24 protein-coding genes are annotated in these 24199 nt (G+C 54.1%); 9 read left to right on the top strand and 15 right to left on the bottom strand.

Going from position 1 to position 24199, the window contains the following annotated elements:
- Positions 1 to 33: 33 nt before the first annotated feature.
- Positions 34 to 453, bottom strand: a complete 420-nt coding sequence (gene trxC, locus H0247_RS00280; protein WP_180740717.1) for a thioredoxin TrxC — start codon at positions 451 to 453, stop codon at positions 34 to 36.
- Between the two features lie 249 nt (positions 454 to 702).
- Between trxC and H0247_RS00275 the strand changes: the two genes are divergently transcribed.
- Both H0247_RS00275 and H0247_RS00270 read left to right on the top strand, forming a co-directional pair.
- Positions 703 to 1851 carry a tRNA/rRNA methyltransferase gene (locus H0247_RS00275; protein ID WP_180740716.1) on the top strand — a complete coding sequence of 383 codons (1149 nt, stop codon included), beginning with the start codon at positions 703 to 705 and terminating at the stop codon, positions 1849 to 1851.
- Between the two features lie 137 nt (positions 1852 to 1988).
- Positions 1989 to 2429, top strand: a complete 441-nt coding sequence (locus tag H0247_RS00270) for a DUF3574 domain-containing protein (protein ID WP_180740715.1) — start codon at positions 1989 to 1991, stop codon at positions 2427 to 2429.
- Between the two features lie 178 nt (positions 2430 to 2607).
- Here H0247_RS00270 and H0247_RS00265 read toward each other — a convergent pair whose 3' ends face one another.
- The 7 genes from H0247_RS00265 to H0247_RS00235 form a co-directional block, all read right to left on the bottom strand.
- A complete protein-coding gene (locus H0247_RS00265) occupies positions 2608 to 3792 on the bottom strand; it encodes a NupC/NupG family nucleoside CNT transporter (protein ID WP_180740714.1) in 1185 nt (394 codons plus the stop codon).
- 199 nt (positions 3793 to 3991) lie between these two features.
- On the bottom strand, positions 3992 to 5524 hold the full coding sequence (gene emrB, locus H0247_RS00260; RefSeq protein ID WP_180740713.1) for a multidrug efflux MFS transporter permease subunit EmrB: 1533 nt from the start codon (positions 5522 to 5524) through the stop codon (positions 3992 to 3994).
- A 17-nt stretch (positions 5525 to 5541) separates the two neighbouring features.
- The gene (emrA, locus tag H0247_RS00255; protein ID WP_180740712.1) at positions 5542 to 6717 is read right to left on the bottom strand and encodes a multidrug efflux MFS transporter periplasmic adaptor subunit EmrA; all 1176 of its coding nucleotides are present in this window, start codon (positions 6715 to 6717) and stop codon (positions 5542 to 5544) included.
- A 323-nt stretch (positions 6718 to 7040) separates the two neighbouring features.
- Positions 7041 to 7556 (bottom strand): transcriptional repressor MprA, encoded by a 516-nt coding sequence (gene mprA / locus H0247_RS00250; RefSeq protein ID WP_180740711.1) that lies wholly within the window; start codon positions 7554 to 7556, stop codon positions 7041 to 7043.
- A gap of 189 nt (positions 7557 to 7745) precedes the next feature.
- Positions 7746 to 8075 carry an L-valine transporter subunit YgaH gene (gene ygaH / locus H0247_RS00245; protein ID WP_180740710.1) on the bottom strand — a complete coding sequence of 110 codons (330 nt, stop codon included), beginning with the start codon at positions 8073 to 8075 and terminating at the stop codon, positions 7746 to 7748.
- Positions 8072 to 8812 (bottom strand): AzlC family ABC transporter permease, encoded by a 741-nt coding sequence (locus H0247_RS00240; protein WP_180740709.1) that lies wholly within the window; start codon positions 8810 to 8812, stop codon positions 8072 to 8074. Before H0247_RS00240 ends, ygaH begins: the two co-directional genes overlap by 4 nt.
- A gap of 183 nt (positions 8813 to 8995) precedes the next feature.
- On the bottom strand, positions 8996 to 10216 hold the full coding sequence (locus H0247_RS00235) for an MFS transporter (RefSeq protein ID WP_180740708.1): 1221 nt from the start codon (positions 10214 to 10216) through the stop codon (positions 8996 to 8998).
- Positions 10217 to 10374: 158 nt separating this feature from the next.
- On the opposite strand from H0247_RS00235, the gene H0247_RS00230 reads away from it, so the two are divergent.
- On the top strand, positions 10375 to 11535 hold the full coding sequence (locus H0247_RS00230; RefSeq protein ID WP_180740707.1) for a lactonase family protein: 1161 nt from the start codon (positions 10375 to 10377) through the stop codon (positions 11533 to 11535).
- Between the two features lie 185 nt (positions 11536 to 11720).
- Here H0247_RS00230 and proX read toward each other — a convergent pair whose 3' ends face one another.
- The 3 genes from proX to proV are packed head-to-tail and all read right to left on the bottom strand — an operon-like array spanning position 11721 to position 15129.
- Positions 11721 to 12725 carry a glycine betaine/L-proline ABC transporter substrate-binding protein ProX gene (proX, locus tag H0247_RS00225; protein ID WP_180740723.1) on the bottom strand — a complete coding sequence of 335 codons (1005 nt, stop codon included), beginning with the start codon at positions 12723 to 12725 and terminating at the stop codon, positions 11721 to 11723.
- A gap of 27 nt (positions 12726 to 12752) precedes the next feature.
- Entirely contained in the window at positions 12753 to 13934 is a 1182-nt protein-coding gene (gene proW, locus H0247_RS00220; RefSeq protein ID WP_180740706.1) for a glycine betaine/L-proline ABC transporter permease ProW, read from the bottom strand.
- The gene (gene proV / locus H0247_RS00215; RefSeq protein ID WP_180740705.1) at positions 13927 to 15129 is read right to left on the bottom strand and encodes a glycine betaine/L-proline ABC transporter ATP-binding protein ProV; all 1203 of its coding nucleotides are present in this window, start codon (positions 15127 to 15129) and stop codon (positions 13927 to 13929) included. Before proV ends, proW begins: the two co-directional genes overlap by 8 nt.
- Positions 15130 to 15792: 663 nt before the next feature.
- On the opposite strand from proV, the gene H0247_RS00210 reads away from it, so the two are divergent.
- Positions 15793 to 15975 (top strand): hypothetical protein, encoded by a 183-nt coding sequence (locus H0247_RS00210; protein ID WP_180740704.1) that lies wholly within the window; start codon positions 15793 to 15795, stop codon positions 15973 to 15975.
- Between the two features lie 55 nt (positions 15976 to 16030).
- Here the strand turns inward: H0247_RS00210 and hpxZ are convergent, their stop codons facing one another.
- The 4 genes from hpxZ to H0247_RS00190 are packed head-to-tail and all read right to left on the bottom strand — an operon-like array spanning position 16031 to position 19648.
- Positions 16031 to 16414 (bottom strand): oxalurate catabolism protein HpxZ, encoded by a 384-nt coding sequence (hpxZ, locus tag H0247_RS00205; protein WP_180740703.1) that lies wholly within the window; start codon positions 16412 to 16414, stop codon positions 16031 to 16033.
- 11 nt (positions 16415 to 16425) lie between these two features.
- Entirely contained in the window at positions 16426 to 17823 is a 1398-nt protein-coding gene (locus H0247_RS00200) for an AtzE family amidohydrolase (protein ID WP_180740702.1), read from the bottom strand.
- Positions 17820 to 18017, bottom strand: a complete 198-nt coding sequence (hpxX, locus tag H0247_RS00195) for an oxalurate catabolism protein HpxX (protein ID WP_180740701.1) — start codon at positions 18015 to 18017, stop codon at positions 17820 to 17822. Before hpxX ends, H0247_RS00200 begins: the two co-directional genes overlap by 4 nt.
- A 26-nt stretch (positions 18018 to 18043) precedes the next feature.
- Positions 18044 to 19648 carry a gamma-glutamyltransferase family protein gene (locus H0247_RS00190; protein ID WP_180740700.1) on the bottom strand — a complete coding sequence of 535 codons (1605 nt, stop codon included), beginning with the start codon at positions 19646 to 19648 and terminating at the stop codon, positions 18044 to 18046.
- Between the two features lie 200 nt (positions 19649 to 19848).
- Here H0247_RS00190 and H0247_RS00185 point away from each other — a divergent pair, with 200 nt between their 5' ends.
- The 5 genes from H0247_RS00185 to H0247_RS00165 all read left to right on the top strand — a co-directional run bounded on the left by H0247_RS00185 (position 19849) and on the right by H0247_RS00165 (position 24149).
- Positions 19849 to 20688, top strand: coding sequence for a MurR/RpiR family transcriptional regulator (locus tag H0247_RS00185; protein WP_180740699.1), 840 nt, complete (start codon positions 19849 to 19851; stop codon positions 20686 to 20688).
- A 620-nt stretch (positions 20689 to 21308) separates the two neighbouring features.
- A complete protein-coding gene (locus tag H0247_RS00180; protein WP_180740722.1) occupies positions 21309 to 22094 on the top strand; it encodes a transporter substrate-binding domain-containing protein in 786 nt (261 codons plus the stop codon).
- Positions 22095 to 22106: 12 nt separating this feature from the next.
- Complete coding sequence (locus H0247_RS00175; protein WP_180740698.1) at positions 22107 to 22772, top strand: amino acid ABC transporter permease; 666 nt, start codon at positions 22107 to 22109, stop codon at positions 22770 to 22772.
- Positions 22772 to 23425, top strand: coding sequence for an amino acid ABC transporter permease (locus H0247_RS00170; RefSeq protein WP_180740697.1), 654 nt, complete (start codon positions 22772 to 22774; stop codon positions 23423 to 23425). Before H0247_RS00175 ends, H0247_RS00170 begins: the two co-directional genes overlap by 1 nt.
- Positions 23406 to 24149, top strand: a complete 744-nt coding sequence (locus H0247_RS00165) for an amino acid ABC transporter ATP-binding protein (RefSeq protein ID WP_180740696.1) — start codon at positions 23406 to 23408, stop codon at positions 24147 to 24149. The genes H0247_RS00170 and H0247_RS00165 overlap by 20 nt, the downstream gene beginning before the upstream one ends.
- Positions 24150 to 24199 lie beyond the last annotated feature (50 nt).

Here is a 24199-nt window from a genome sequence, read left to right as displayed (position 1 = left end):
AAAAGGGGAGAGGCAATAATGCCTCACTGTTTTCTACAGTGATTCATCCAACCACTCTTCAAACTGTGTCTTCGGCAGCGCACCGTTAAGGATATCGACCATCTGGCCCTGTTTGAAGATCATAAGGGTTGGAATGCTGCGGATGCGGAAACGTGTGCTGAGCGCCGGTTCGGCTTCGGTATTGACCTTAATAAAGCGAACTTTCCCATTACGCTCCTGCGCGACGTTTTCAAACACGGGAGCGAAGTTGACGCAGGGACCGCACCAGGGAGCCCAGAAATCGACTACGACGGGAAGATCGTCCTGCAATAGTTTATCGAGCGTTGCCTCTGTGGCGTTGATGACGTCGCCGCTGAATAAGGTTTCTCCGCAACGGCCACACTTTGCATGGTCATCAACACGCGCTTCTGGCAAGCGATTGGTTGTTTGGCAAGATCCACATACCGTATTCATAACAGGGTCTCAGATAAAAGGGCTAAAATAAAGATGTCGCTGATAAAATGCGCGTGATGCGGCATTGTAAAGTCAACGGCATGTTGCTTAAAAGTGAATAAATTATGGTGGGGAGACATGATGGCAACAACGTGGTTTGCCCAATAGCTACAATAGCTTCTGACTGTTAGCGCTCTTTTACCACAAGCGTGTGGCTAAGCGGGTGTACATAAGGTAATCTTCGCGCCCAGCGCGTAGGTGGAGAAAACAATGAGCGATTCATTCAATAGTAAAAGCGGCAAAGTCCGTGTGATGTACGTCCGCAGTGATGATGAGGGCGAGAAAGAGAATAAAAACAAGCGCCCTGCTGACAAAGATCGCCGTAGCGATCGGCGTGATGGCGGCGGCTCACGGGATCCGCGTGAAAAGCCGAAGCATCCGCGCGACGTTAACCCGCGCTATGCCCGGGAAAATCCGTCCCGCGATGGCGATAGCAATAAAACGCCGTGGGGCAATAAAGATCGTAACGAACGCAGTGGCGATCGTCCTCGTCGTCCGCGTGGTGAAGAAACGGGCGGTTATGAGTCTCCGTGGAAAACCGTGTCTCGTGCGCCAGGCGACAGTGAAACGCCGGATCACGGCGGTATTACGGGCAAAAGCCAGATCGATCCTGAGCAACTGCGTCGCCAGCGTCAGGAAGAAACTCGTGTTTACGGCGAGAATGCCTGCCAAGCGCTGTTTAAAAACCGTTCTGAGGTGATTGTTCGTGCTTGGTTCCTGCAAGAAGTGACGCCGCGTTTCCGCGATGCACTGCGCTGGATGGCGGCAAACCGCAAGGCTTACCACGTTGTGGAAGAGGAAGAGCTGATTAAGGCCTCCGGTACTGAACACCACGGTGGCGTCTGCTTCCTGATTAAAAAGCGTCAGGGCATGGATGTGCGTGAGTACCTGAAAACGGCGGGTGAGCACGACTGTGTACTGGCGCTGGAAGATGTGAGTAACCCGCACAACCTCGGCGGCATTATGCGCAGCTGCGCGCATTTCGGCGTGAAAGGTATTCTGGTGCAGGATGCGGCGCTGCTGGAGTCCGGCGCGGCCGTGCGTACGGCAGAAGGCGGGGCGGAACACGTTAAAGCGATTAACGCTGACGATTTCCTGTCCGTGCTGGCGGAATTCCGTCGCGCTGGCTACACCATCGTGACCACGTCCAGCCATAAAGGCACGGCATTGTCGCAAGCGACGCTTCCGGCGAAAACCGTGATCGTGCTGGGGCAGGAAGGTGATGGCCTGTCAGATAGCGCTTGGCAACAAGGGGATGTGAAAGTCTCTATCGGCGGTACTGGTAAGGTTGAAAGTCTGAATATTTCGGTCGCAACGGGCATTTTGCTGTCCGAGTGGTGGCGACAGAATCAGGCCTGATAGTACGTGTTAACTGATAGTACGTGTTAACTGATAGTACGTGTCAACGGATAGTACGTGTCGGCTGAGCATGCGCATCGGTTTTCAGGGGGAATGCTCTCCCTGAGAAATCATAACAACGGATGAGAGAACGAGTAATGAAGCAGAAAGTTATCGCGGTATCGTTGCTGTTGGGCACACTACTGGCAAGCGGTTGCAGTTCGCTACCGCGCTCATCCACCGTGGTTGCCGCTACACCGGTCGTTGAGGCGTGTAAGATTGGCGACAAACAGGTACAGACCACGCTGTATTTTGGTTTGAATCGCCCTGCTGGCCCAGTGATCTCCGATGCTGAGTGGAAAGCGTTTCTCGACAGCGAAGTGACACCGCGCTTTAAAGAAGGGCTGACGGTGTTCGATGCTAAAGGACAATGGCTGGGGAACGATGGGGTTGTTGCCCGGGAGAACAGCAAAGCGCTGATGCTGATTCATGGTTCCGATAAAGAGCGTGATATTGAAGCGCTGCGTACCACCTACAAAGCGCGTTTCGCGCAGGAATCCGTCATGCGGATTGATGCGCCCGTCTGCGTCGCGTTCTGATCCTTCATCAGCCCCTTTTCAGGGGCTGATGGTTTTGTTGAAAATCATGGCGATGAGATCGAGATACTCGGGGCTACCACGGGGTAAGGCATCCCTGCGGGAACCTTATCCCCGCGTTTCCCCTAATATGTGATTTCGTCATTATCTGGTTATTAATTTTTTGATTTGTAATTAAAAATTAAAGCACCAGTCCCGCCACTGCCGCAGACAGTAAACTCACCAGCGTAGAGCCATAAACCAGCTTCAGGCCGAAGCGCGATACCACGTTGCCCTGTGCTTCATTCAGCCCTTTGATGGCGCCCGCGATAATGCCGATTGACGCGAAGTTGGCGAAAGAGATCAGGAATACGGACAAAATGCCCAGTCCGCGTGGCGACATCTCTGCCGCGATCTTCTTCAGCTCAATCATGGCAACGAATTCATTCGCCACCAGTTTGGTCGCCATGATGCTGCCCGCGTTCAGGATATCGGAAGAGGGAATGCCGATCAGCCACGCCAGCGGTGAAAAGACATAGCCCATGATCGCCTGGAAGCTAACGCCGAAGACGGTGCTGAACAGCGCGTTCACAGCAGCAATCAAGGCGACGAAGCCGATCAACATCGCCATAATAATCATCGCCACTTTAAAACCGGCAAGAATGTATTCCCCCAGCATTTCAAAGAAGCTTTGGTCTTCGTGCAGCTTTTCCAGCTTTAGTTCTGGTTCGTCATCAGGCTGGTAAGGGTTGATGATCGACAGCACGATAAAGGTGCTGAACATATTCAGAATCAGCGCCGCAACCACGTATTTGGCGTCCAACATGGTCATGTAGGCGCTGATGATCGACATCGACACGGTAGACATCGCCGTCGCGGCCATGGTGTACATCCGCCGTGGCGACATGTCGGCGATGATGCCTTTATAGACGATAAAGTTCTCCGACTGCCCGAGCAGCAGGGTACTCACGGCGTTAAACGATTCCAGCTTCCCCATCCCGTTGACCTTGGACAGCAGCGTGCCGATACCTCTGATAATCAAAGGCAAAATTCGCCAGTGCTGCAAAATTCCGATCAGCGCGGAAATAAAGACGATAGGGCAGAGCACATTGAGGAAGATAAAAGACAGACCCTGCGCATTCATCCCGCCAAACACAAAATCGGTGCCTTGATTGGCGAAAGATAAGAGCTTTTCAAACAAACCGGCAAAGGAACTAATCGCGTTAAGCCCAATGCTGGAATGCAAAAGGAAATAGGCCAGTAAAACCTCAATAACCAGCAACTGCACAATAAAGCGCGGTCGAATACGCTTTCTGTCGTGGCTGACGAGCAACGCCAGCAAAAAAATTGCCGCCGTTGCCAAAATGAAATGTAAAACCTGTGACATAGCAGAACCACCATTCCCCGAATAAAAAGAAGCGCATTGTAATCGGAATGTGAAAATATGTTTATCCCGAATCTGTAAATCGTTATTCGTACAGCGTTATCAGGCGTGTGGCGCCTGATTAATCAGGGAAGGAAGAGGGTAAAAGAAGGTTCCCCTTCTGCCTGTTGCTGGCGGAAGGGGAGAGACCGTTTGCAAAGTGCTAGTGTGCGCCACCGCCACCGCCGGTAGTAAAGGGCGGTTTAGCGAACCAGACCAGCACCAGCAGCACCAGGAATACGCCCGCGGCGGCCCAGAAAATCTCGTTGGCGGAGATAATTAGCCCCTGTGCGGTAATCTGTTGTGCGATGTAGGCTGAGGCCTGGGTCGGGCTCATTCCCATTGCCTGAAGCTGCTGATACGTTTCCTGCGCGATGGGGTTATACGGCGTGATCGACTCCGTAAGATGCGCATGGTGCAGCGATTCGCGCTGTGTCCAGAGCGTGGTGGTAATCGATGTCCCGATCGAACCTGCCAGCGTTCGGGCAAAGTTCGACAGGCTCGATGCCGCCGCCAAACGTTCCGGCGGAAGCCCAGACAGCGTGATGGTCGTCAGCGGCATGAAGAAGCAGGCCACGGCAAACCCCTGCACGAACTGCGGCCAGGCCGAGGCGCCGAAATCCATGCCCGGTTCAAAAGTATACGCACGCCAATAGAAACAGACCGCGTACATAATAAAGCTGAACGTCACCAGTTTGCGCATGTCCAAGCGCGGCGCGAAGCGACCGATAATTGGCGACAGCACCACTGGCATCAACCCAACCGGTGCGGACGCCAGTCCGGCCCAGGTGGCGGTATAGCCATACACCACCTGCAACAGCTGCGGCAAGAGTACGATCGCCCCGAAGTAGAACATGTAGGCGAGACTGATACACAGACAGCCAATGGTGAAGTTGCGTGACTTAAACAGCGACAAATCCACTACCGGATGGTCGTCCGTGAGTTCCCAGACAATTAGGAACGCTATCGCGACCACGGCCACTACGGTTAGGGTGATGATTTCCGTCGAGTTAAACCAGTCCAGCTCTTTTCCCCGATCGAGCATCATCTGCAAGCTACCGATGCCGACGATCAACAGTGCCAGCCCGATAGTATCGATGGGCTTGATCTCGGTTTTGGTTTCTCGCCCGCGTAGCGTTTGCATAGCAATAAACACCACGGCGATGCCCAACGGAACGTTGATGAAGAATATCCAGCCCCAGTGATAGTTGTCGCTAATCCAGCCGCCCAGAATCGGGCCACAGATTGGCGCGACGACCACGGTCATTGACCATAGCGCCAGGGCGATGCTGCGTTTCGCCGGAGGGTAGTTGCTGAGCAATAGACTCTGTGACAGCGGGATCAGCGGTCCGGCGACAATCCCCTGCAACACGCGGGCGAAAATCAGCATTTCCAGGCTGGTGGAAACCCCACACAGCCAGGACGTCAGGGCGAAGAGCGCCGTTGACCACAGGAACAGGCGGACTTCACCAAACCGTTTGGCCAGCCAGCCGGTGATAGGGATGGAGATGGCGTTAGCGACCCCGAACGAGGTGATGACCCACGTTCCCTGCGAGTTGGACGCACCCAGATTACCGGCGATGGTCGGAATAGCGACGTTGGCGATGGTGGAGTCCAGCACCTGCATGAACGTTGCCAGCGACAGAGCAACGGTCATCCAGGCTAGACTGGCACCTTTAAGCGGTTCTCTCTGCACGTTTCTCTCCTGCCCGATTAACCGGCGTTCGCCTGAATAATGGCGCTGATGTCCTGGTTAACAGGGGTGAGATCCAGCGTCAGCGCATCGCTTTGGTAAGCTGGCGTGGTGCGTGAGGTTTCTGCTAACGCGCTGCCTTCTGTATTGGCGGTATCGACATTAACCAGCGCGGACAGGCCGATACGCAACGGATGTTTGGCGACCTGCTGTGGATCGAGTTCAATACGGACGGGCAGACGCTGAACGACCTTGATCCAGTTGCCGGTCGCATTTTGAGCGGGCAACAGCGAGAACGCGCTACCGGTTCCCATATCGAGGCCGACGACTTTCCCCTGATACACGACGTCGTCACCGTAGATATCCGCGATCACGGTAGCCGGTTGCCCGATACGCATATTGGCTAACTGTGTCTCTTTGAAGTTCGCATCGACCCACAGGTGATTGGCAGGAACGACGGCCATCAGCGCTGATGTCGAAGAGATACGCGCGCCAATCTGCACGCTGCGGCGTGAGACATAGCCGTCGATCGGGCTGACGATTTTGGTGCGCTGTAGCGCCAGCCAGGCATCGCGCATTTCTACCGAGGCTTGTTGTATGGCAGGTTGCTTCTCAAGCGGCGTATCCAGAATCATTGCCTGATTCGCCTGATATTGCTGTCTGGCGACTTCCAGCGCGGCTTTGGCGGTCGCGACGGCATCACGAGCATGCTGCACTTCTTCACGCCCGATGGCATTGGCGCTGCCCAATGCTTCCCGGCGGCTCAAGTCGCTTTGCGCCTTGTTCAACTCGGTTTGGCGCAGTTCAATATTGGCCTGGTACTGCTTGCTGTTAATAATCAACTGATGCGTCTGACGCACGCTGTTAGCCAGACCGGTTTTCGCACGTTCAAACGCCTGTTGAGCATCGGTAGGGTCCAACTCCACCAATACCTGTCCCTGCTTAACAAAATCGGTATTGTCGACGTTAACATGGGTGACGCTGCCGCTGACCTGCGCCATGATCTGAATCTGATTACCTGCGACGTAGGCATCGTCAGTGCTTTGGTGGTGTCTGAGTACCAGGAACCAGTAAACCAGCCAAGCGCAGCCCAGCACGACGAAAATAAACGTCATCAGCGATAGCACTCGCTTACGCTGTTGTTTTTTGTTTCTTGGTGGCGTTTTTGGCACCTGATTTTCCACACTTTCACTCATGCTGTTCTCTCTCTTTTTATTCTCTTTGTATCGGCTATCGCACCAGACTGGGCAGCCTGGCGATAGTCGCAATGAATTCATCTTGTTGTGCTGCTCGGGGGCGCGTTCAGATCGCCTCGCCGGAGCGTGAGATTGCCGTTTTGCTAAACCGCACGTCGCGACGGCGGAAAGGTCATGCCTGTTTTTCGCAGCAAAACCCACCTGCCCGATACGCATGCATCGGGTCATTCTGGGTGAAAAAGGTACCGACTATGATGCTTTGTTGTTTTCTGTTGTTATTGACCGTTGATGTTATTGACTGTCGGCGCTATGGAATATCGACGTTATAGGTTATCGAGGCCGTCCATTTCATCCAGCCGAACCAGAAGTTTTCTCATCAGGGCTTCAAGCTGAGTTTGTTCACTGGACTCAAGCGCTGAGCAAAGCACATGGAGGCTACGGTGCTGTGGTGGAATCAGTTCGCCGAGAAAGGCTTTGCCTTCTTCTGTCAGATGCAGGTGCAGGCAGCGTCTGTCATTGCTACTTTCGCGCCGCTCAATCCAGCCTCTTTTTTCCAGATCGTCAGCAATACGCGTCGCATTGGTACGTGATGACCCCAGTGCTGCGCTGAGTTCGGAAGGCTGAATGCTATAAGACTCTTGAGATTCCAGCGTCAGCAATGCCATAAAGAGGGTTTCATTGATGCCCTGATCTTTCAGCATTCTGTTTCTGTGTTCCAGAATTTTGCCTTGGACATGCATGAAAAGGCGCAATAGTAAGACTTCTTGACGTGGGAATCCTGGTTTACGTGAAGCACGCAGGTCGAGCATTTGTTCTATAGGAGTGAATGAACTGTCCATTTTTTATATAAACCTCATTAATCACGGAGTGCATAGTAACTAATGTTACTAACTGGGTAAACGGCATTCAGGTGGGAAATTGTGCTTATTTCTGTGACAGAAAGTAAACGAAGAATAGCGTAAATAAGGAATAATTCGCCGTTTACTTTATTTAAATCAAAATCTTACTTGATAATCCAGGCTGCGGATTCAAAGCAGCTTAAACGCAATTCCATAGCACAGCGCGCCCAGTAACGTTGATAAGACGATGCTGCGGGTTTTATAAAAACAGGCTGTCAGCGTCATAAAGCCTACCAGCGTTGGCAGCAGTTTTTCGTGATGCGCGAGAATATCCGGTACGCTGGAAACGATCAGCAGTGCACAGATAGAGGCAATGCCGATGCTGTCTAATACCAGTGCTTTTTTACCGCGTTGCAGCGAGCCGGAAGCGCGTGAAGCGCTCAGTCGGAGCGGCAGGTAGCGGAAGAGGTAGTTCACCAGCCCCACAATCAGTCCGATAAGAATGACTTCCGTACTCATGTGTTCACCTGTGGCGTGGCGGGGTTAACCAGCGAAGCCAGACAGCCGCTGAGAATGCCGAGCAGTATTGCGGCGGGAATGGAGGAAAGCAGCAATCCTAGCAGCGCGCCGCCTAGCGCGCAGGCCACGACCAGACTTTGTTTGCGCTTGAAAGAGGCGAGTAAAAAGCTCAGGAAAAGCGCGGGTAACATGAAAGACAGCGCGGATTCGACAGCCGGGTAGTCATTCAATGGGCCGTTGCCGAATACGGCGCCGATCACCGTGCCGAGCACCCATGAGAGCCAGGCGAGCAGTGATACGCCCATCATCCAGTTTTCTGACCAGCGACGGTTATCTTTCGCCAGCCGAGTAGCGGCGGCGGCAAAGACTTCGTCCGTCAGGCCGAACGCCCAGAGCGCAGTCTTTCGGGTTGGCAGCCGTTGTGCAATGCGATGCCGTAACGCAGGTCCGTACAGTACATGGCGGACATCCATCGCCATAACGGTCAAGGCTGCCACCCAGATGGACATGCCAGCGCTGAGCAGTGCGGTGATAACGAACTGACTGGCACCCGCGTAAATGATGCAGGAGAGAAAAATACCTTCCAACGGCGTAAATCCTAACTTGACGGCGTTCATGCCAAACGCGAATGCCACAGGCATGTAGCCGATAACTATCGGCAGACTGTCAAAGACGCCTTCGCGAAAAGACGCAGATTTTGTCGGTACCGATGATGCGGGTGTGGTTAATGTCTTCACTGGCCTGATATTTTTGTACTTAAAGGGAGTTAATTGATAACACTAGCAAAGCGTTACCGGAATTTCACGCTATTGCGAAACGGACGTGATGATTTTTGATGTAATGGTCTTGGGCGTAATTTTCCCGGAGGAAACCGTCTTGAATAAGAGGGTTTCCTCCGAGAGTGTGAACAATGAGAAGGGCTATAGCGCCGCCATGGCTTCCTGTGTCTCGTGATGATGGCTTCGCCACCACACTACCAGATTCAGCAAGCTGATAATCGCGCCTGCGGCACAGACGCCAAGCCAGCCCCAATGCTGATAAGCCGAGGCAGAAAGGAGTGAACCCAGCGCGCCGCCAATGAAGTAGCTGGTCATATAACCGGCTGTCAGTCGGTTACGTGCCTCAGGCATCATACGGTAGATGACGCTCTGGTTAGTGACGTGCACGCCCTGAACCGCCAGATCCAGCACGATGATACCAATGAGCAGCGTGGTGATGGAATGAATGCCGAGCGCGATACAGCCCCATGACAGCAAAAGCAGGATAATCCCCACGCTGGTGGTCGGCTTGGCTTTGCCCTGATCGACCAGACGCCCTGCGCGCGATGCAGCTAATGCGCCAGCGGCACCAACCAGACCAAACAGCCCGATTACGCCTTCGGAATAACCGTATGGCGGCGATGCCAGCAGGAAGGCCATCGACGTCCACAGAATGCTGAAATTAGCAAAGGACAGGCAGCCCAGAATGGCGCGTGTGCGCAGCAGTGGGGTGGTGGAAAACAGGCGGAAGATTGAGAGCAGCAACTGTGGATAGTTCAGCGTGTTTTGCTGAGGAATGCGCGGCAATGCCCGCCACAGAATCAGCGCCATGATGACCATCAGCGTGCTGGCCACCCAGTACACGGTGCGCCAGTCGCCGAGTGAAGCCAGCGCACCCGCGACGGTACGCGCCAGCAGAATGCCCAGCAGAAGACCGCTCATAATCGTGCCGACCACTTTACCGCGCGTTTCCGGCGTCGCCAGCGTCGCGGCGAGCGGCACCAGCAACTGGGCGACAACGGAGAACAGCCCGGTTAACGCCGTACCAGCAATCATGATCCAGAGCGTGGGCGCGGAGGCGGTGAGCAGCATCCCGCCTGCGGCGAGTAACGTCATGCCGACGATCAGCGTTCGGCGTTCAAACATGTCCCCCAGCGGAACCAAAAACAGCAGGCCGACGGCGTAACCCAACTGTGCGGCGGTGACAATGAACCCGGCCTGATTGACGGAAAGCGCAAACACTCTGGCAATGGTTTCCAGCAGCGGCTGAGCATAATAGTTACTGGCGACGGCGAGGCCGGTCGCGACAGACATAATCAGGGTCAAAGATAGACTGAGCCCCGGTTGTGGTTGGGGTGATACAGCGTGTTGCGGAAGAGACATAGCGTAAACGTTAATATGATGTTAAAAGCAGAGGCTATAGTATCCGGCAGAGCCTAATGAGATACCAGAATATCTTTACGCTTCTTAAGTTTGTTTTGTTTTTAATGAGATTGATTTAGCTTATCGCCAACGTTATACGACTATCGACAGGGGACAGTATGTTTAAACATTATCGGGTGTTTAAGAAAAAAAGCGTTGCGGTATTAATGGGATGTGCACTTTTCCCAGCCGCCGCGCTGTGGTCGATGGGGGCACAGGCGGTAACGGCCGTCTACGTCTCTGCGGCCACTGACGGCGCCATCGACGCCTACACGCTCAATACCCAAAGCGGCGAATTGACTGCAATTGGGAAAGTGGCCGCAGGGGCGAAAGTGATGCCGATGGCTGTGAGTCCGAATAAATCGTTCCTCTATGCGGCCACGCGCGGCATTCCTTACTCGGCAGTGAGTTATAAAATTAATCCTAAAAGCGGGGCGCTAAGCCCACTAGGCAAAGCGGAATTGCCGGACAGCATGGCTTACCTCTCGACGGATTTCACGGGTAAGTGGCTGTTGAGCGCTTCGTATGGCGGCAATAAAGTCGCGATTAATGGCATTGATAACGATGGAAAGGTGAACGCGAGCGCAGTCACGGTGGTGCCGACAGGGGAGAAAGCACACAGTATTGTTGCCGACCGCCAAAATAAGTTCGTCTTTGCCAGCAATCTGGGCAGCGATCAAATTGTACAGTTCCGATTTGATGCGAAAACGGGCACGTTGACGCCGAATGAACCGGCGGAAATTAAACTGCCGGAGGGGAACGGGCCGCGCCATCTGGTGTTATCGCCAGATAACAAAACGCTCTATGTGAGCAATGAACTGTCTGGCAAAGTTGCGCGTCTGGCGCTGAATGAAAAGACGGGGCAACTGACGTTACTGGATTACACGGACACCGTTCCGGCCGATGCAGGCATGCGGGCGGGGACGATCACTCCGGATAAAAAGAGCACCGACAGCCGACCGCAGATCTGGAGTGCCGATTTGCGTCTGACGCCAAATGGAAAATTCCTGTACGTATCGGAGCGCACCAAAAGCACGATTACGCTGCTGCGGGTAGAACCGAAAACCGGCCAGTTGAAATACATTACGCGTTACCCGACAGAAACGCAGCCGCGCGGTATTCAGATCGATCCAAGCGGGAAATTCCTGATCGCCAGCGGTGAAAAATCGACATCGCTGTCGGTGTATCGCATCAATCAGGACAACGGAGATTTAGTGCGAGTTGGGCAATATCCGACGGGAAAAGGGGCGAATTGGGTCGAAATCGTTAACCTGCCGTAATTACGATTCTTCAATAAAAAACGCCCTTTCACTGGAAAGGGCGCTGATCTACAGGTAATGCCGATCGTTTAAGGATCGAGATACCGAGGGCGACCACGGTGCGAGGTATCCCTGCGGGAACCTCATCACCGTGTTTCCCCCTAAATCCATGCTTAAGTGAACCGTATTACTCATCTACAGGTGGATTATTTCGCTGCGTCAGCGGCGGTTTTCACCCAGCCGTCAAACAACTGCTGGTGGGCTTTGATCCAGCCATCAACATGACGCTCGATATCCTGTTGTGAACCCTGACCTTCATGCATACGAAGGTTCTGCGCATTCACATCGGCAATCGGCAGTTTCATAATGGCGAACAGCTTGGCGGCCGCAGGGTTTTTCTCTGCCCATGCCTTATTCGCGGCAATTCTCATGTTGTTGACTGGGAAACCGTAGTCGGCGCCGTTAGGCAACTTGGTGCTGACGCCTTTCATTTCTCCCGGTTGAGAAGAGAACGGTACCTGCAACCACACCACGTCACGTCCCGGTACCAGCACGTCGCTCACCCAGTATGGCGTCCAAGTGTAGTACAGGATCGGCTTGCCTTCTTTATAACGGGTGATGGTATCAGCGATCATCGCAGCATAGTTACCCTGATTATGCTCAACCGTGTTGCTTAAGCCATAGGCTGGAAGGTGGTTATTGATGGCCGCTTCGCATCCCCAGCCCGGCGTACAGCCCGTCAAGTCGGCTTTGCCATCGCCGTTGGTATCAAACAGCTTGGCGATTTTCGGATCTTTTAACTGCGCAATATTGGTGATGTTGTATTTTTCAGCCGTTTTCTTATCGATCAGGTAACCCTGTGCGGCGCCGGAGACATATTCACCCTGACGGTAGAACTTAGCATCTCCGCCTGCGGCTTTATATTGGTCGGCGTGCAGCGGGTCCCAGTTCACGGCGATAAACGTCGCATCGCCGGAGGCAATTGAGGTGTAGGCCACGTTATAGTCCACTTCACGCGGAGGCTGCACGTCATAGCCCAACTTTTCTAACGCGCGGCTGACCAGCAGCGTCTGGAATGTTTCTTCGGAGATGGTACTTTGTACTGGGATAACGGAAATACCTTTGCCCGGTTGTGCGGTGTCAGCGGCGTAAACGTGTGTACTCAACAGTGTGGTCGTCAGGGCGGCAGCCCAAAGTGTGGTGTTACGCATCATGATTCCCTCTGTTTTTATCGTGCGTTATGGTTTGATGAAAGGACGGGTCAGCAGGCCAATCGGGCCGCTGGCATACCAGCTTTTGTTGCCTTTGCTACGGCGATCGCGTCCGAGAGACTGCGTTAGACGGTCAAGAATAATGGCCAGAATAACGATCCCGACACCGCCGACGGCAGCCAGTCCCATATCCAGACGGCCAATGCCGCGCAGTACCATCTGACCCAGGCCACCCACGGCGATCATTGAGGCGATCACCACCATCGACAGAGCCAGCATCAGGGTTTGGTTAACGCCAGCCATAATGGTTGGCATCGCCAGCGGAAGCTGAACCTTAAACAGCATCTGACGCGGGCTGGCGCCGAAGGATTCCGCGGCCTCGATCAAATCGGCCGGAACCTGACGAATACCCAAAATGGTTAAGCGAATAATCGGCGGCAGGGCAAAGATGATGGTCACTACGACGCCCGGCACGTTACCGATACCGAACAGCATGACGATAGGTACCAGATAGACAAACGCGGGCGTGGTCTGCATGGCATCCAGCAAGGGACGAATAAACTTCGCGGCTCGTTCGCTACGCGCCAGCCAGATCCCCATGGGTAGCCCGATGAGTACACAGAAGAACAGTGCGGTGAGCACCAGAGCCAGCGTGATCATGGCCTGCGACCAGGCGCCAATGGCACCAATGGCGATCAGCGACAGCAGGGTGGCGACCCCCATGCCGAGACTGGACATCTGCCAGGCAAGCAGCGAAAACACCAGAATGGCGATTGGTGCTGGCATCCCCAGCAGAAACTGTTGAAAGCCTCCCAGAATGAAGTCGACTGGCACACGCACGCCCTGAAAAACCGGTCTGAAGTGCAGCACAAGCCAGTCGATACCGTGGGTGACCCAGTTGTCCAGCGGGATCAGCGTGTCCTTAAACGGATCGAGTAGGTTGAAATGTTCGGGTGTTGCAGGGGCAGAATTGTTTAGCCAGTCAGTGCCTGATTGCGCAGCCTGATGGGCGGCATCAGCGGAACCATCGGGCGTCGGCGCACTGCTCCACGCATCGCTGCCGTTAGCCGGTGTATCCTGAGTGGCAGCGCTGGTGGCCCACGGATCGCTTGGCGCGGCGCTATTACCCTGTTGAGAGGCCGCGCCTTGTTCGGCGGGCTGGTTTGGTGTGGTGGTGGTATCCCACGGGTTTGACGTTGATTTACTCATTGGTCACTCCTTCCTTATCCAGTGCCTGTAGCAACATTCCTTTGGAAATGATGCCAATGTACTCGTGATTTTCGCCGACGACAGGGACGGCACAGGGCGCCTGTGCGACCTGAGAAATCAGCTCGTTGAGTGACATATCTGCGGGCACGGGAGCAGGTTCGGGCAGTAACGCCTGTTCCAGCGGCTGCTGTTCTTTCAGCGCCTGCTTCAGTGAATCAATAGACACAACGCCAATGAAGCGTTTTCCGCCTTCTAGCACATAGCCGTAATCACGGTCTTCGTCCTGAAGGATTTTCAGCGCAGAACGTGGGCCTACGCCGGGGGTTTTACGGATTAGGGTGACTGGGCGACGACGGGCGATATCTTTGGCGCTAAACACGTGGCTGATATCGACACCGCGGAAAAAGGTGCGCACGTAGTCATTGGCGGGGTTATTCAGGATCTCATCGGGCGTACCGACCTGAATCACTTCGCCGCCGTGCATGATGGCAATTCGGTCACCGATGCGCATCGCTTCATCCAGATCGTGCGAGATAAAGACGATAGTGCGTTGATGACGAGACTGGAGTTTGATCAACTCATCCTGCATTTCAGTACGGATCAGCGGATCGAGTGCGGAGAATGCCTCATCCATCAGTAGGATATCGGGGTCGTTCGCTAATGCGCGAGCCAGGCCGACACGCTGGCGCATCCCGCCGGATAACTCATCCGGGTAAGACGCGGCGTAGGCTTCAAGACCGACCTGCTGTAAGGCATCCAGTGCTTTTTGCTCACGTTCCGCTTTCGGCACGCCAGCGAGTTCCATACCAAACGCGGTGTTGCTGAGAATATTCAGGTGCGGCATGAGTGCAAAGGACTGGAACACCATACTGATCTTCTTGCGGCGCACGTCGCGCAGCGCGGTATCGGATATTTTAGCGATATCCTCACCGTCGATCAGCACCTGACCCCGAGTGGGTTCGATCAGACGATTGAGAAGGCGTACCATGGTGGATTTGCCGGAGCCGGATAATCCCATGATGACAAATATCTCGCCTTCTTCAATGGCCAGACTGGCATCTTTTACCCCGACAGTAAGCCCTGTTTTTTCAAATACCTGATCTTTGCTCAGGCCTTTATCAATCAGTTTAAATGCTCTGTCAGGATGCTCGCCAAATATCTTATAAAGATTCTTTACTTCAAGTTTAATTGCCATGAAATTATTGTTTTCCTATGTCGTTTATAATTCTATAACGTAGCCCTGATAATGATTAAACATAATCTACCCTACCATACTCAGATTCTGAGACAACCCTTGATTGCCTCAAGGACGTTTCCCGGAAGACGAATATTCGCGATAACAGTAACGCTATTATTACTGTCTTATCTTCATGATTTACGTGATCTTTATGATTTTACGTTGGAAGGATAATTCTTTTTATAACAGTGTGTTATCTGTTGGTTTCTACGCGTTGGATTCGCAGGGAATATAACCTTTTCTGATGGTGGATAAACCGCGATTTATAGTGAATTTCACTAATCGAATAATATGATAAATAAATCACATTTTTCGGGTTATAGACACTCAAATAGACCGACGTAAGTACATTTTTTACTTATGATATCTGTCGGTATTTTATACAGTATAGCAAGGATATAATGGGTGAAATGATAGTGTTAATTCTCACCAATAAATGAGAGTGTTCTGAATAATATATTTGTCATTTTTGCATAGAGCATGCCATTTGTAAGTCGGTGTGTTGAATTGTTTTGATAATTGCGAGGCAACGCCAGAAAGAGAAATAGAGATGTTACAGGCTTGGCGGTATTATCCCCGGTATGCAGTCATTTAATCGACTTGGTTCAGATAGGAGAAGCTATGTCATCCTCACACAATATTACGACGTTAAGTCTTCAGGAACAGGCATTTTTCGCCTTGGGGAAAAAGCTGCAAATGGCCGCGCGTGATGTGATAAAGCGTAAGCTGGCTTCTGGTGAATATGTGCTTATTGATGGCAAATATTATCTGGCCTCAGATGATCCTAATTTGGCGGATAAGTAGATTAGTGGGAACTGAAACAAGCGCATAGATATTGCGCTTGTTTTCTTCATTGTTACTAACTCATCAGGCTGACGTGGGCAGCGACAACACGCCAGCCTTCGGGCATTTTTACCCAGGTTTGCATTTGGCGACCGATCTTCGTACTGCCTGCGCGGGTAAACTCCGTGCTGGCGACGGCCATATCATGACCGTAAGTGGTGATGACCGTATTACGCAGGGTTCTGTCCAGACCGGCGGAGGGGCGAGCGAGGCGAAAGGCGCGAATTTCCTCGATCCCGTACAGATTTTCTCCCGCGCCGTAGCGCACCGTTTTTTCATCGTGCCAGAACAGTTCATCCAGTACCGCAACGTCATTACCCGTTAAGGCTTTCTCATAGCGATAGAACGCGGCGGTCACGTCGGCCAGCACATCCGGTTGGTTAATATCGTCAGGCAACATATTTTCTTTCCTCATAAGGTATAGGTGATGCCCTTCTGCTCAAGCGCCCACGCCGTCCGCAGACAAAGATCCTCGCGCCACGGTGCGGCAATAATCTGCACGCCTATCGGCAGGCCGCTGGCGGTTGCTACCGGCACCGTCACGACAGGCAGACCGACGAAAGAGATCGGCTGTGTCAGCATGCCCATGCTGGCGCGGACGGGCAGGTCGGTATCATTAATACGCATGGTGTCCTGCCCGATGAGTGTGGCGGAGCAGGGGGTCGCGGGGGCGATCAGCAGGTCGGTGTGTTCAAACAACGCCAGCGTCTGTTGGCGGAAATAGTTACGGAAGCGCTGTGCCTGCACATACCAGGCGGCGGGGATCATCGCGCCAGCCAGCAGCCGTTCGCGTGACAGCGGTTCGAAACGCTCAGACTGAGTACGTAAGTCAGGTAGATACTGATTTCCTCCTTCGCTGGCCGACAGAATAAAGGCGGCGCTGCGTGCCAGTGCGGCATCGGTGAGCGTCAGGCTGTTCTGTGCGCCCAGCGCCTGTGCGATCTGACGAACGGCGGCGTTGGCCTCCTCGTTGGCCCATGTGGAGAAATAGCCATCCAGTACCGCATAGCGCAATCCGTCGCTGCCCGCTTCTAACTGTGTGGCCGTCTGTTGCGTTTCTCGTTCAGCCTGAAAACGGTCTTTCTCATCGCGGCCTTGTAGTGCATCAAACACTAACGCCAGATCGTCTGTACGGCGCGCCAAGGGGCCGATGTGGTCGAGGCTGGCGACAAACGGGTGGCTACCGTGACGCGATAAACGGCCAAATGTTGGCTTCAGCCCGAAAATACCGCATAGCGACGATGGCACGCGGATTGAACCGTTGGTGTCGCTACCCAGCGTGAAATTAACCAGTCCCGCCGCTACCGCCGCGGCCGAGCCGCCAGACGATCCGCCAGCGATGCGCTGTGTATCAAGCGGGTTATGCGTAGCGCCGTAATGACTGTTTTCGGTGGTAAAGCCATAGGCGTAGGCATCCATATTCAACATGCCGGACAGAAGCGCGCCCCGGCTGGCAAGCTGGCGGATGGCAAAGGCATCTTGTGTCGCGGGCGGGCGCTGGCGGAGAAGTTCGGCACCTGCCAGCGTGGTTTCACCGCTGACGTCAAACAGATTCTTTACGGCGTAAGGTACACCGGCCAGCGCTGGCAAGCTTTCTCCGCGTTGACGGCTAGCATCCAGATGTTCAGCCTCTGCCAGCATGCGTTCGCCGGTGATATGGGTATAGGCATTAATGGTGGGGTTAGCCTGCTCAATGGCGTCCAGCGTCTGTTGTGCAAGCTCCTTCGCGGAGAACGTGCCAGCCTGCAAACCTTGTTGAATCTGTCGGATCGATAACGATGAGGACGGCTGTGTCGAGAATAAACTCATAACGTATACACCCCAGCGATCTCCTGATGTTCATCAAGAGGAAAAGCCATCAGTGGCTGCGCCATGGCGTGGATGCGGCTGAACTGCACTAACAGCTCCTGACGTCGTTCCTGACTCAGTTGCAGCGCCAGTAGCGCTTCCATCTGCTGAAGGTAAGCGGCTAACGTGTCGCTATGGATAGCGGTTGTCGTCATGAGGTGTTCTCCCGGTTAATTGATGATTAAAAGCCTGCCGCACTGCCGTTACTGCGTGGATCGAACGCCCCTTCCAGCATGCCATTGGTGTGGCGCACGATGGCGCCAGCGTGGCCGACCGTTTCACTAAAGCTGCCCAGCAGCTCGACATCGTGACCTAGTTGGCGCAGGGCATCGACGGTGGCGGGTTTAAAACGATCTTCGAGCTTCAACGTATCGGAGGTTTGTCCCCAGGTTCGGCCCAGCAGCCAGCGCGGAGCGGTAATCGCCTGCTGCAGCGGCATGCCTTGCTGGACGTGGCGGATAAAGATGGCCGCCTGCGTCTGCGGTTGCCCATCACCGCCCATCGACCCGTAGACCATCGTTCGGCCGTCGGACAGACGTGCGGCGGCAGGGTTTAACGTATGAAAAGGCTGTTTACCCGGTTCTAACGCTAACAGGTGCGCCGGATCGAGGCTGAACGAGGCACCGCGGTTCTGCCAGAGCACGCCGGTTCCCGGCAATACCACGCCGCTGCCGAACTCGTGGTAAATACTTTGAATGAAAGAGACGCATAGGCCGCTGCTATCGCATACGCCCATCCAGACGGTGTCCCCTGGGCCTTTACCTTCGCCCCACGGGGCGGCGTTGCGGGTATCGATCTGCCGCGCGAGTGCACCGAGCGCATTGTTGTCCAGCAGCGTTTTAACGTCCTGCGTCATCAGTTTGGGATCGGTAATGAAACGGTCGCGCAAACCAAACGCCAGCTTGGTTGACTCGACAATGCGGTGGATCGTCTGGCTATCGTTCAAATCTTCCATTGCTAAATGGTCGGTCAGGCCGAGAATGGCGAGCGACACCAGACCTTGCGTCGGCGGCGCGAGGTTATAGATGTCACCTTTACTGTGCTTCAGCACCAGCGGCGCTGTCCGTTTGGCGCGGTAATTCGCCAGATCGTCAGCCGTCAGCGGCATACCGATCAACGCCATCTGTTTCGATAGTCGGGCAGCGACGGAGCCGCGATAAAAACTGTCCAACCCTTCAATGCTGAGTGTCGTCAGGGTATCGGCTAAATCTGGCTGTGTGAAACGGTTGCCGGCGCGTGGAACATTCCCCTGCGGCATAAAAATCTGGCTAAAGGCTGGGAAATCACTCAGTTCGTGATAACGCTGGGTGAGTGCATCTTCCTGTGATTGGGTGACGGGAATACCGTCAGCCGCGTAGCGAATGGCGTCAGATAACAGACGGGCGAGCGGAATCGGGGAACTGTCCATTTCTTGTGAATAGGTGAGTTCTTGTGAGTAGGCCAGCGCTTCCTGCCAGCCGCCGACGGTGCCCGCGACGGTCAGTGCCGCTTTAGGTCCACGATGCGGAATGTGGCTTTCGCCCTGATAGTATTCACGGCAGGCCAGCGACCCAGCGGCACCGCTGGCATCAATGGCGATCGGTTCGCCGTGTGGTGGCACAATCAGCCAGAAACCGTCTCCGCCGATGCCGTTCATATGCGGGTACACCACCGCAATGGTTGCTGCCGCTGCGACCATGGCTTCAATGGCGTTTCCGCCTTCACGCAGAACCGCCAACGCGCTGGCACTGGCTAAATGATGAGGTGCTACCGCCATGCCCAGCGGGGCGGTGTTGCTTTGCATCATCTCAGGATTCCTTTTTTAAATATTATGTAGGGTGATGAGTTCTATTAACCCTAGCTATAAGCAAACGGCGTTCCAGTTTTTCACTGGCACGGAAAGACCTTTTATCGTTCAGGAATGTGTACCTGTATCACTATCATAATCCTGTGCTATGTTCTGCGACATGAAACAAACGTTACAGCAAGTGCAACGGGTGAGAGACGATGATGCAAATAGATGAACGATTACGGGATCGCTACAGCGAGCTTTCACCGCAGGAACAGCGCGTCGCGGATTTCATCTTTGATCACTTTGACGATCTGATTAGCTACAACAGCGCCGAGCTGGCGCGGCTAAGTGGTGTCTCCAAAGCGACCGTCAGCCGGTTGTTTAAACGGTTGGGTTACCCCAGCTACCGCGACATGCGCGATGAGCTCAGAACGCTGCGCCAGAGTGGGATGCCGCTGGCGGATAACCGCGATGCCGTGCAGGGCAATACGCTGCTGGCGCGGCATTACAAACAGGAAATGGCAAACCTGACGCAGTGGATCAACCAGATTGACCCGACACAGTTCGGCGCGGTGATTCAGGCGCTGATGCAGGCGCAGCGCCTATGCCTGATTGGGCTGCGCAATAGCTATCCGGTGGCGCTGCACCTGCGTCAACAACTGCTCCAGATTCGTCAACATGTCACCCTGCTGGCGCAGCCGGGGCAGACGCTATCCGAAGAGTTGGTCGATCTCACTGCACAGGATGTCGTCATTGTGGTGGCCTTTCGCCGCCGTCCGCGCCTGATTCAGCCGCTGCTGGCGCAACTGCAAAAACGTGGCGTGCCTGTACTGCTGCTGTGTGAACCACAAGCCAGTGCGCTGATGTCACTGGCAACCTGGTCATTGTGCGTCCCGCTGGACAGCGTCTCGGCATTCGACAGCTATTCCTCTGCCATGAGTCTGGTGAACGTGATCAGCAACGCGTTATTACATGAAATGCTGCGTGACGGACGCCAGCGTATTCACCAGATCGCGGATCTTTATGGTGAACTGGAGGAGCTTGAGCAACGTTAATGGGGCGTTAATTTGGTGCTATTGCACTAATTTGGTGCTATTTAACTGATTGCCATATAGCTGTGCAGATCGTTTCGGGCGTGATAGTACCTGATTATTTTTGTGACGCAGCGCTGTGGATTGTTTCTCGTTGTTATCTGTTCATAGGCGTAAAAAATTATGATGAGAAACGTGGGGCATCCCGAATGAGCAGCATGGACGCTGCGAAAGCCTGTGCCGCGTCGGGAGCGCGTCACAGGCGGTTCGACAGGATGACACGCGTTTCGAATGTACCGCGTAGCGGCATAATTCACGCCGAAAGCCAGGGTTCGTAGGGCTGCGGCGACTGAGCAGTCCTACGTCGGGCGTGGTGCATGAGTTGCATAAATAGTCTTTCTGCAATCACGCACGAAATTTTTCACCGATATCGCATATCCATAATCATATCCATAGTCCTATCCCGTGATTTAGAAAAACTCTCTGACCTTCTACGCAGCTCCTCATCGCTAAGAGTACTCATGTAATCTGGCATGCTCCTTGCTTAATATCTGTAACGATAGTTTCAATATTTGCTTTTAAAGAATCTTTCGTTTCAATTACACTAACCGGGGGCAGAGACGATGTTGATCAATAAACTGGGCATCAAAAAAGGGTTACTGGCAGTGATGGGCGCGGCAATGTTACTGGTTCAGGCCGGTAGCGCGATGGCCGATCAGTTGCAGGATATCGAGAAGCGCGGCGTGCTGCGTGTCGCGGTGCCGCAGGATTTCCCACCGTTTGGATCGGTAGGGACAGATCTGCAACCGCAGGGGTATGACATCGATATCGCCCGCTATCTGGCGAAAGAGATGAAACTAAAGTTGCAATTGGTGCCGGTCACCAGCGCCAACCGCGTACCGTATCTGCAAACCAATAAGGTTGATCTGGTGATCTCCAGCCTGGGCAAAAACGCCGAGCGCGAAAAAGTGATCGATTTCAGTCGCGCTTATGCGCCGTTTTTCCTCGGCGTATTTGGGACGAAAGACAGCACGCTGACATCGTCTGAGGCGCTGGAAGGCAAAAGCATCGGCGTGACGCGCGGTGCGGTAGAAGACATGGTGCTGACGGATATCGCGCCGAAGGCTGCCCAGATTAAGCGCTACGAAGATAACAACACGACGCTGTCGGCGTACCTGTCAGGTCAGGTGGAATATGTCGCCACCGGTAACCTGGTGGTTGCCGCCATCGCCGAGCAGAATCCAACGAAAGCACCGGTGGCGAAGTTTATGCTGAAAGATTCGCCGTGCTACATCGGGCTGAAAAAAGACGAGCCCGCGCTGAAAGCAAAAGTCGATGCGTTGATCGAACGAGCGCTGAAAGACGACACGCTTAATAGCCTGTCAGAAAAATGGCTGAAAGCGCCGCTGCCAGCCAGCATCAAAGCATAACGGGAGCACGGCATGACCTATCAGCTTAATTTTTCCGCGCTGTTGCCATTCTGGCCTGAGCTGCTGGCGGGGTTGTGGGTCACCATTGAGCTGACGGTAATGGCAACCCTTGGCGGCATTGCCATCGGTATCTGTGGTGCGGCCTTGCGCAGCGGCAAGCCCACCCTGCTGAGTCGGCTGTGGGGAGTCTATGTCGAGCTGATCCGCAATACGCCGTTTGTGGTGCAGCTATTTTTCATCGTCTTCGGTTTGCCGAGTCTGGGCTGGAAACTTACCGCCGGGCAGGCTGCGCTGTTGGCGATGTTGATTAACCTCGGTGCGTACAGCACCGAGATTATCCGTGCGGGGATTCAGGTGACGCCGAAAGGCCAGTGGGAAGCCGCCCGTGTGCTGGGGCTGACGCGTGTGCAGACGTTTCTGCGCGTGATTCTGCCGCCTGCGCTCCAGCGGATTTATCCGGCGCTGGTCAGCCAATGCATCATCGTTATGCTGGGGTCGTCAGTGGTATCGCAGGTGTCTTATGAAGAACTGACCTTTGCCGCCAACCTGATTCAGTCCCGTACTTTTTTGAGTTTTGAAGTGTATCTGGCGACCACGCTGTGTTATCTGGCGCTGTCTGTCCTGATGCGGCAACTCTTGCTGCTGGCGGGACGGCGTTTCTTAGGGAGTCAGTCATAATGGCATTTACCGACTGGGATATTGTGCGCAACCTGCTGCTGGCGGCGCGCTGGACGCTGTTGCTGTCGCTGACGGCCTTCATCGGCGGTGCGCTGGTGACGTTTCCGCTGATGCTGCTGCGGTTGACCAAACGCAAGTGGCCGACGCGCTTTGTTCAACTGTATTCCGAACTGTTTCAGGGGACACCGCTGCTGATGCAACTGTTCCTCGCCTTTTTCGGGCTGGCGCTGTTCGGTATCGATGTCAGCCCGTGGACGGCGGCGGCACTGGCGCTGACGCTATTTACCAGCGCCTTTCTGGTGGATATCTGGTGTGGCAGCGTGGAAGCGTTGCCGAAAGGGCAGTGGGAAGCCTCGCGCTGTCTCGGGCTGGATTTCGGCCAGACGCTCTATCGGGTGATTGCGCCTCAGGCGATGCGTATCGCCATCGCCCCCACGGTAGGGTTTTCCGTGCAGGTGATTAAAGGCACCGCGCTGGCGTCAATCATCGGATTTGTCGAGCTGACCAAAGCGGGAACCATGCTGAATAACGTGACCTATCAGCCGTTTAAAGTGTTCGGATTGGTGGCGCTGGGCTATTTCCTGATGTGCTATCCGCTCTCTTATTACAGCCGCTATCTGGAGAAGAAATTCAATGCCGCTCATCACCATTAATCAGGTTCAAAAATATTACGGCCAGAACCATGTCCTGAAAGGCGTCGATCTGGATATTGAAATGGGTGAAGTCATCTCGATCATTGGGCGCAGCGGCTCCGGTAAGAGCACGCTCCTGCGCTGTATGAACGGTCTGGAAGGGTATCAGGACGGCAGCATCAAGCTCGGCGGGATGACGGTCACCGACAGGGATTCACAGGCGCGGGAAATCAGCCGCTCGGTTGGGATGGTGTTCCAGAATTTCAATCTGTTCCCGCATATGACGGCGTTGGAAAACGTGATGCTGGCGCCGCGCCGCGTGCTGGGGAAAAGCGCGGCGGAATGCCGTGAGTTGGGTGAGCAGATGCTCAATAAAGTCGGGCTGGGGGAACGCCTTCACTACTATCCTGCCAACCTGTCGGGCGGCCAGCAGCAGCGTGTCGCGATTGCCCGCGCGCTGGCGATGAACCCGAAAGTCCTGCTGTGCGATGAAATTACCTCGGCGCTCGATCCTGAATTAGTCGGCGAAGTGCTGAAAGTGCTGGAACAGCTGGCCGCAGAAGGCATGACGCTGATTCTGGTGACGCATGAAATGAATTTTGCCCGTGAAGTGGGTGACCGCGTGGTGTTCATGCACCAGGGCACCGTCTGGGAACAGGGCGACAGCAAAACGCTGTTTGCTCACCCGCAAACGCCAGAATTGAAACAGTTTATCGCCTCGGTGCGAGGACTATCGGAAGCGTAATGACGCTTGCCGAATGTGTAAGTCGAAACAAAAATGTGGAGCCTATAACC

Origin of the sequence: Pectobacterium sp. CFBP8739 (assembly GCF_013449375.1) — a bacterium.
Classification (GTDB): domain Bacteria; phylum Pseudomonadota; class Gammaproteobacteria; order Enterobacterales; family Enterobacteriaceae; genus Pectobacterium.
This window is presented reverse-complemented; position numbering and strand designations above follow the sequence as displayed.

Coding starts and splice junctions, on each gene's coding strand:
- H0247_RS00200 (WP_180740702.1), bottom strand. CDS start 17,823: ATGAGTTTATTCTCGACACAGCCGTCCTCATCGTTATCGATCCGACAG.
- mprA (WP_180740711.1), bottom strand. CDS start 7,556: ATGGACAGTTCATTCACTCCTATAGAACAAATGCTCGACCTGCGTGCT.
- hpxZ (WP_180740703.1), bottom strand. CDS start 16,414: ATGTTGCCTGACGATATTAACCAACCGGATGTGCTGGCCGACGTGACC.
- emrA (WP_180740712.1), bottom strand. CDS start 6,717: ATGAGTGAAAGTGTGGAAAATCAGGTGCCAAAAACGCCACCAAGAAAC.
- proV (WP_180740705.1), bottom strand. CDS start 15,129: ATGGCAATTAAACTTGAAGTAAAGAATCTTTATAAGATATTTGGCGAG.
- H0247_RS00270 (WP_180740715.1), top strand. CDS start 1,989: ATGAAGCAGAAAGTTATCGCGGTATCGTTGCTGTTGGGCACACTACTG.
- H0247_RS00190 (WP_180740700.1), bottom strand. CDS start 19,648: ATGATGCAAAGCAACACCGCCCCGCTGGGCATGGCGGTAGCACCTCAT.
- proX (WP_180740723.1), bottom strand. CDS start 12,725: ATGCGTAACACCACACTTTGGGCTGCCGCCCTGACGACCACACTGTTG.
- ygaH (WP_180740710.1), bottom strand. CDS start 8,075: ATGAGTACGGAAGTCATTCTTATCGGACTGATTGTGGGGCTGGTGAAC.
- H0247_RS00230 (WP_180740707.1), top strand. CDS start 10,375: ATGTTTAAACATTATCGGGTGTTTAAGAAAAAAAGCGTTGCGGTATTA.
- H0247_RS00175 (WP_180740698.1), top strand. CDS start 22,107: ATGACCTATCAGCTTAATTTTTCCGCGCTGTTGCCATTCTGGCCTGAG.
- H0247_RS00235 (WP_180740708.1), bottom strand. CDS start 10,216: ATGTCTCTTCCGCAACACGCTGTATCACCCCAACCACAACCGGGGCTC.
- trxC (WP_180740717.1), bottom strand. CDS start 453: ATGAATACGGTATGTGGATCTTGCCAAACAACCAATCGCTTGCCAGAA.
- H0247_RS00265 (WP_180740714.1), bottom strand. CDS start 3,792: ATGTCACAGGTTTTACATTTCATTTTGGCAACGGCGGCAATTTTTTTG.
- hpxX (WP_180740701.1), bottom strand. CDS start 18,017: ATGACGACAACCGCTATCCATAGCGACACGTTAGCCGCTTACCTTCAG.
- H0247_RS00275 (WP_180740716.1), top strand. CDS start 703: ATGAGCGATTCATTCAATAGTAAAAGCGGCAAAGTCCGTGTGATGTAC.
- H0247_RS00185 (WP_180740699.1), top strand. CDS start 19,849: ATGATGCAAATAGATGAACGATTACGGGATCGCTACAGCGAGCTTTCA.
- H0247_RS00170 (WP_180740697.1), top strand. CDS start 22,772: ATGGCATTTACCGACTGGGATATTGTGCGCAACCTGCTGCTGGCGGCG.
- H0247_RS00210 (WP_180740704.1), top strand. CDS start 15,793: ATGTCATCCTCACACAATATTACGACGTTAAGTCTTCAGGAACAGGCA.
- H0247_RS00165 (WP_180740696.1), top strand. CDS start 23,406: ATGCCGCTCATCACCATTAATCAGGTTCAAAAATATTACGGCCAGAAC.
- proW (WP_180740706.1), bottom strand. CDS start 13,934: ATGAGTAAATCAACGTCAAACCCGTGGGATACCACCACCACACCAAAC.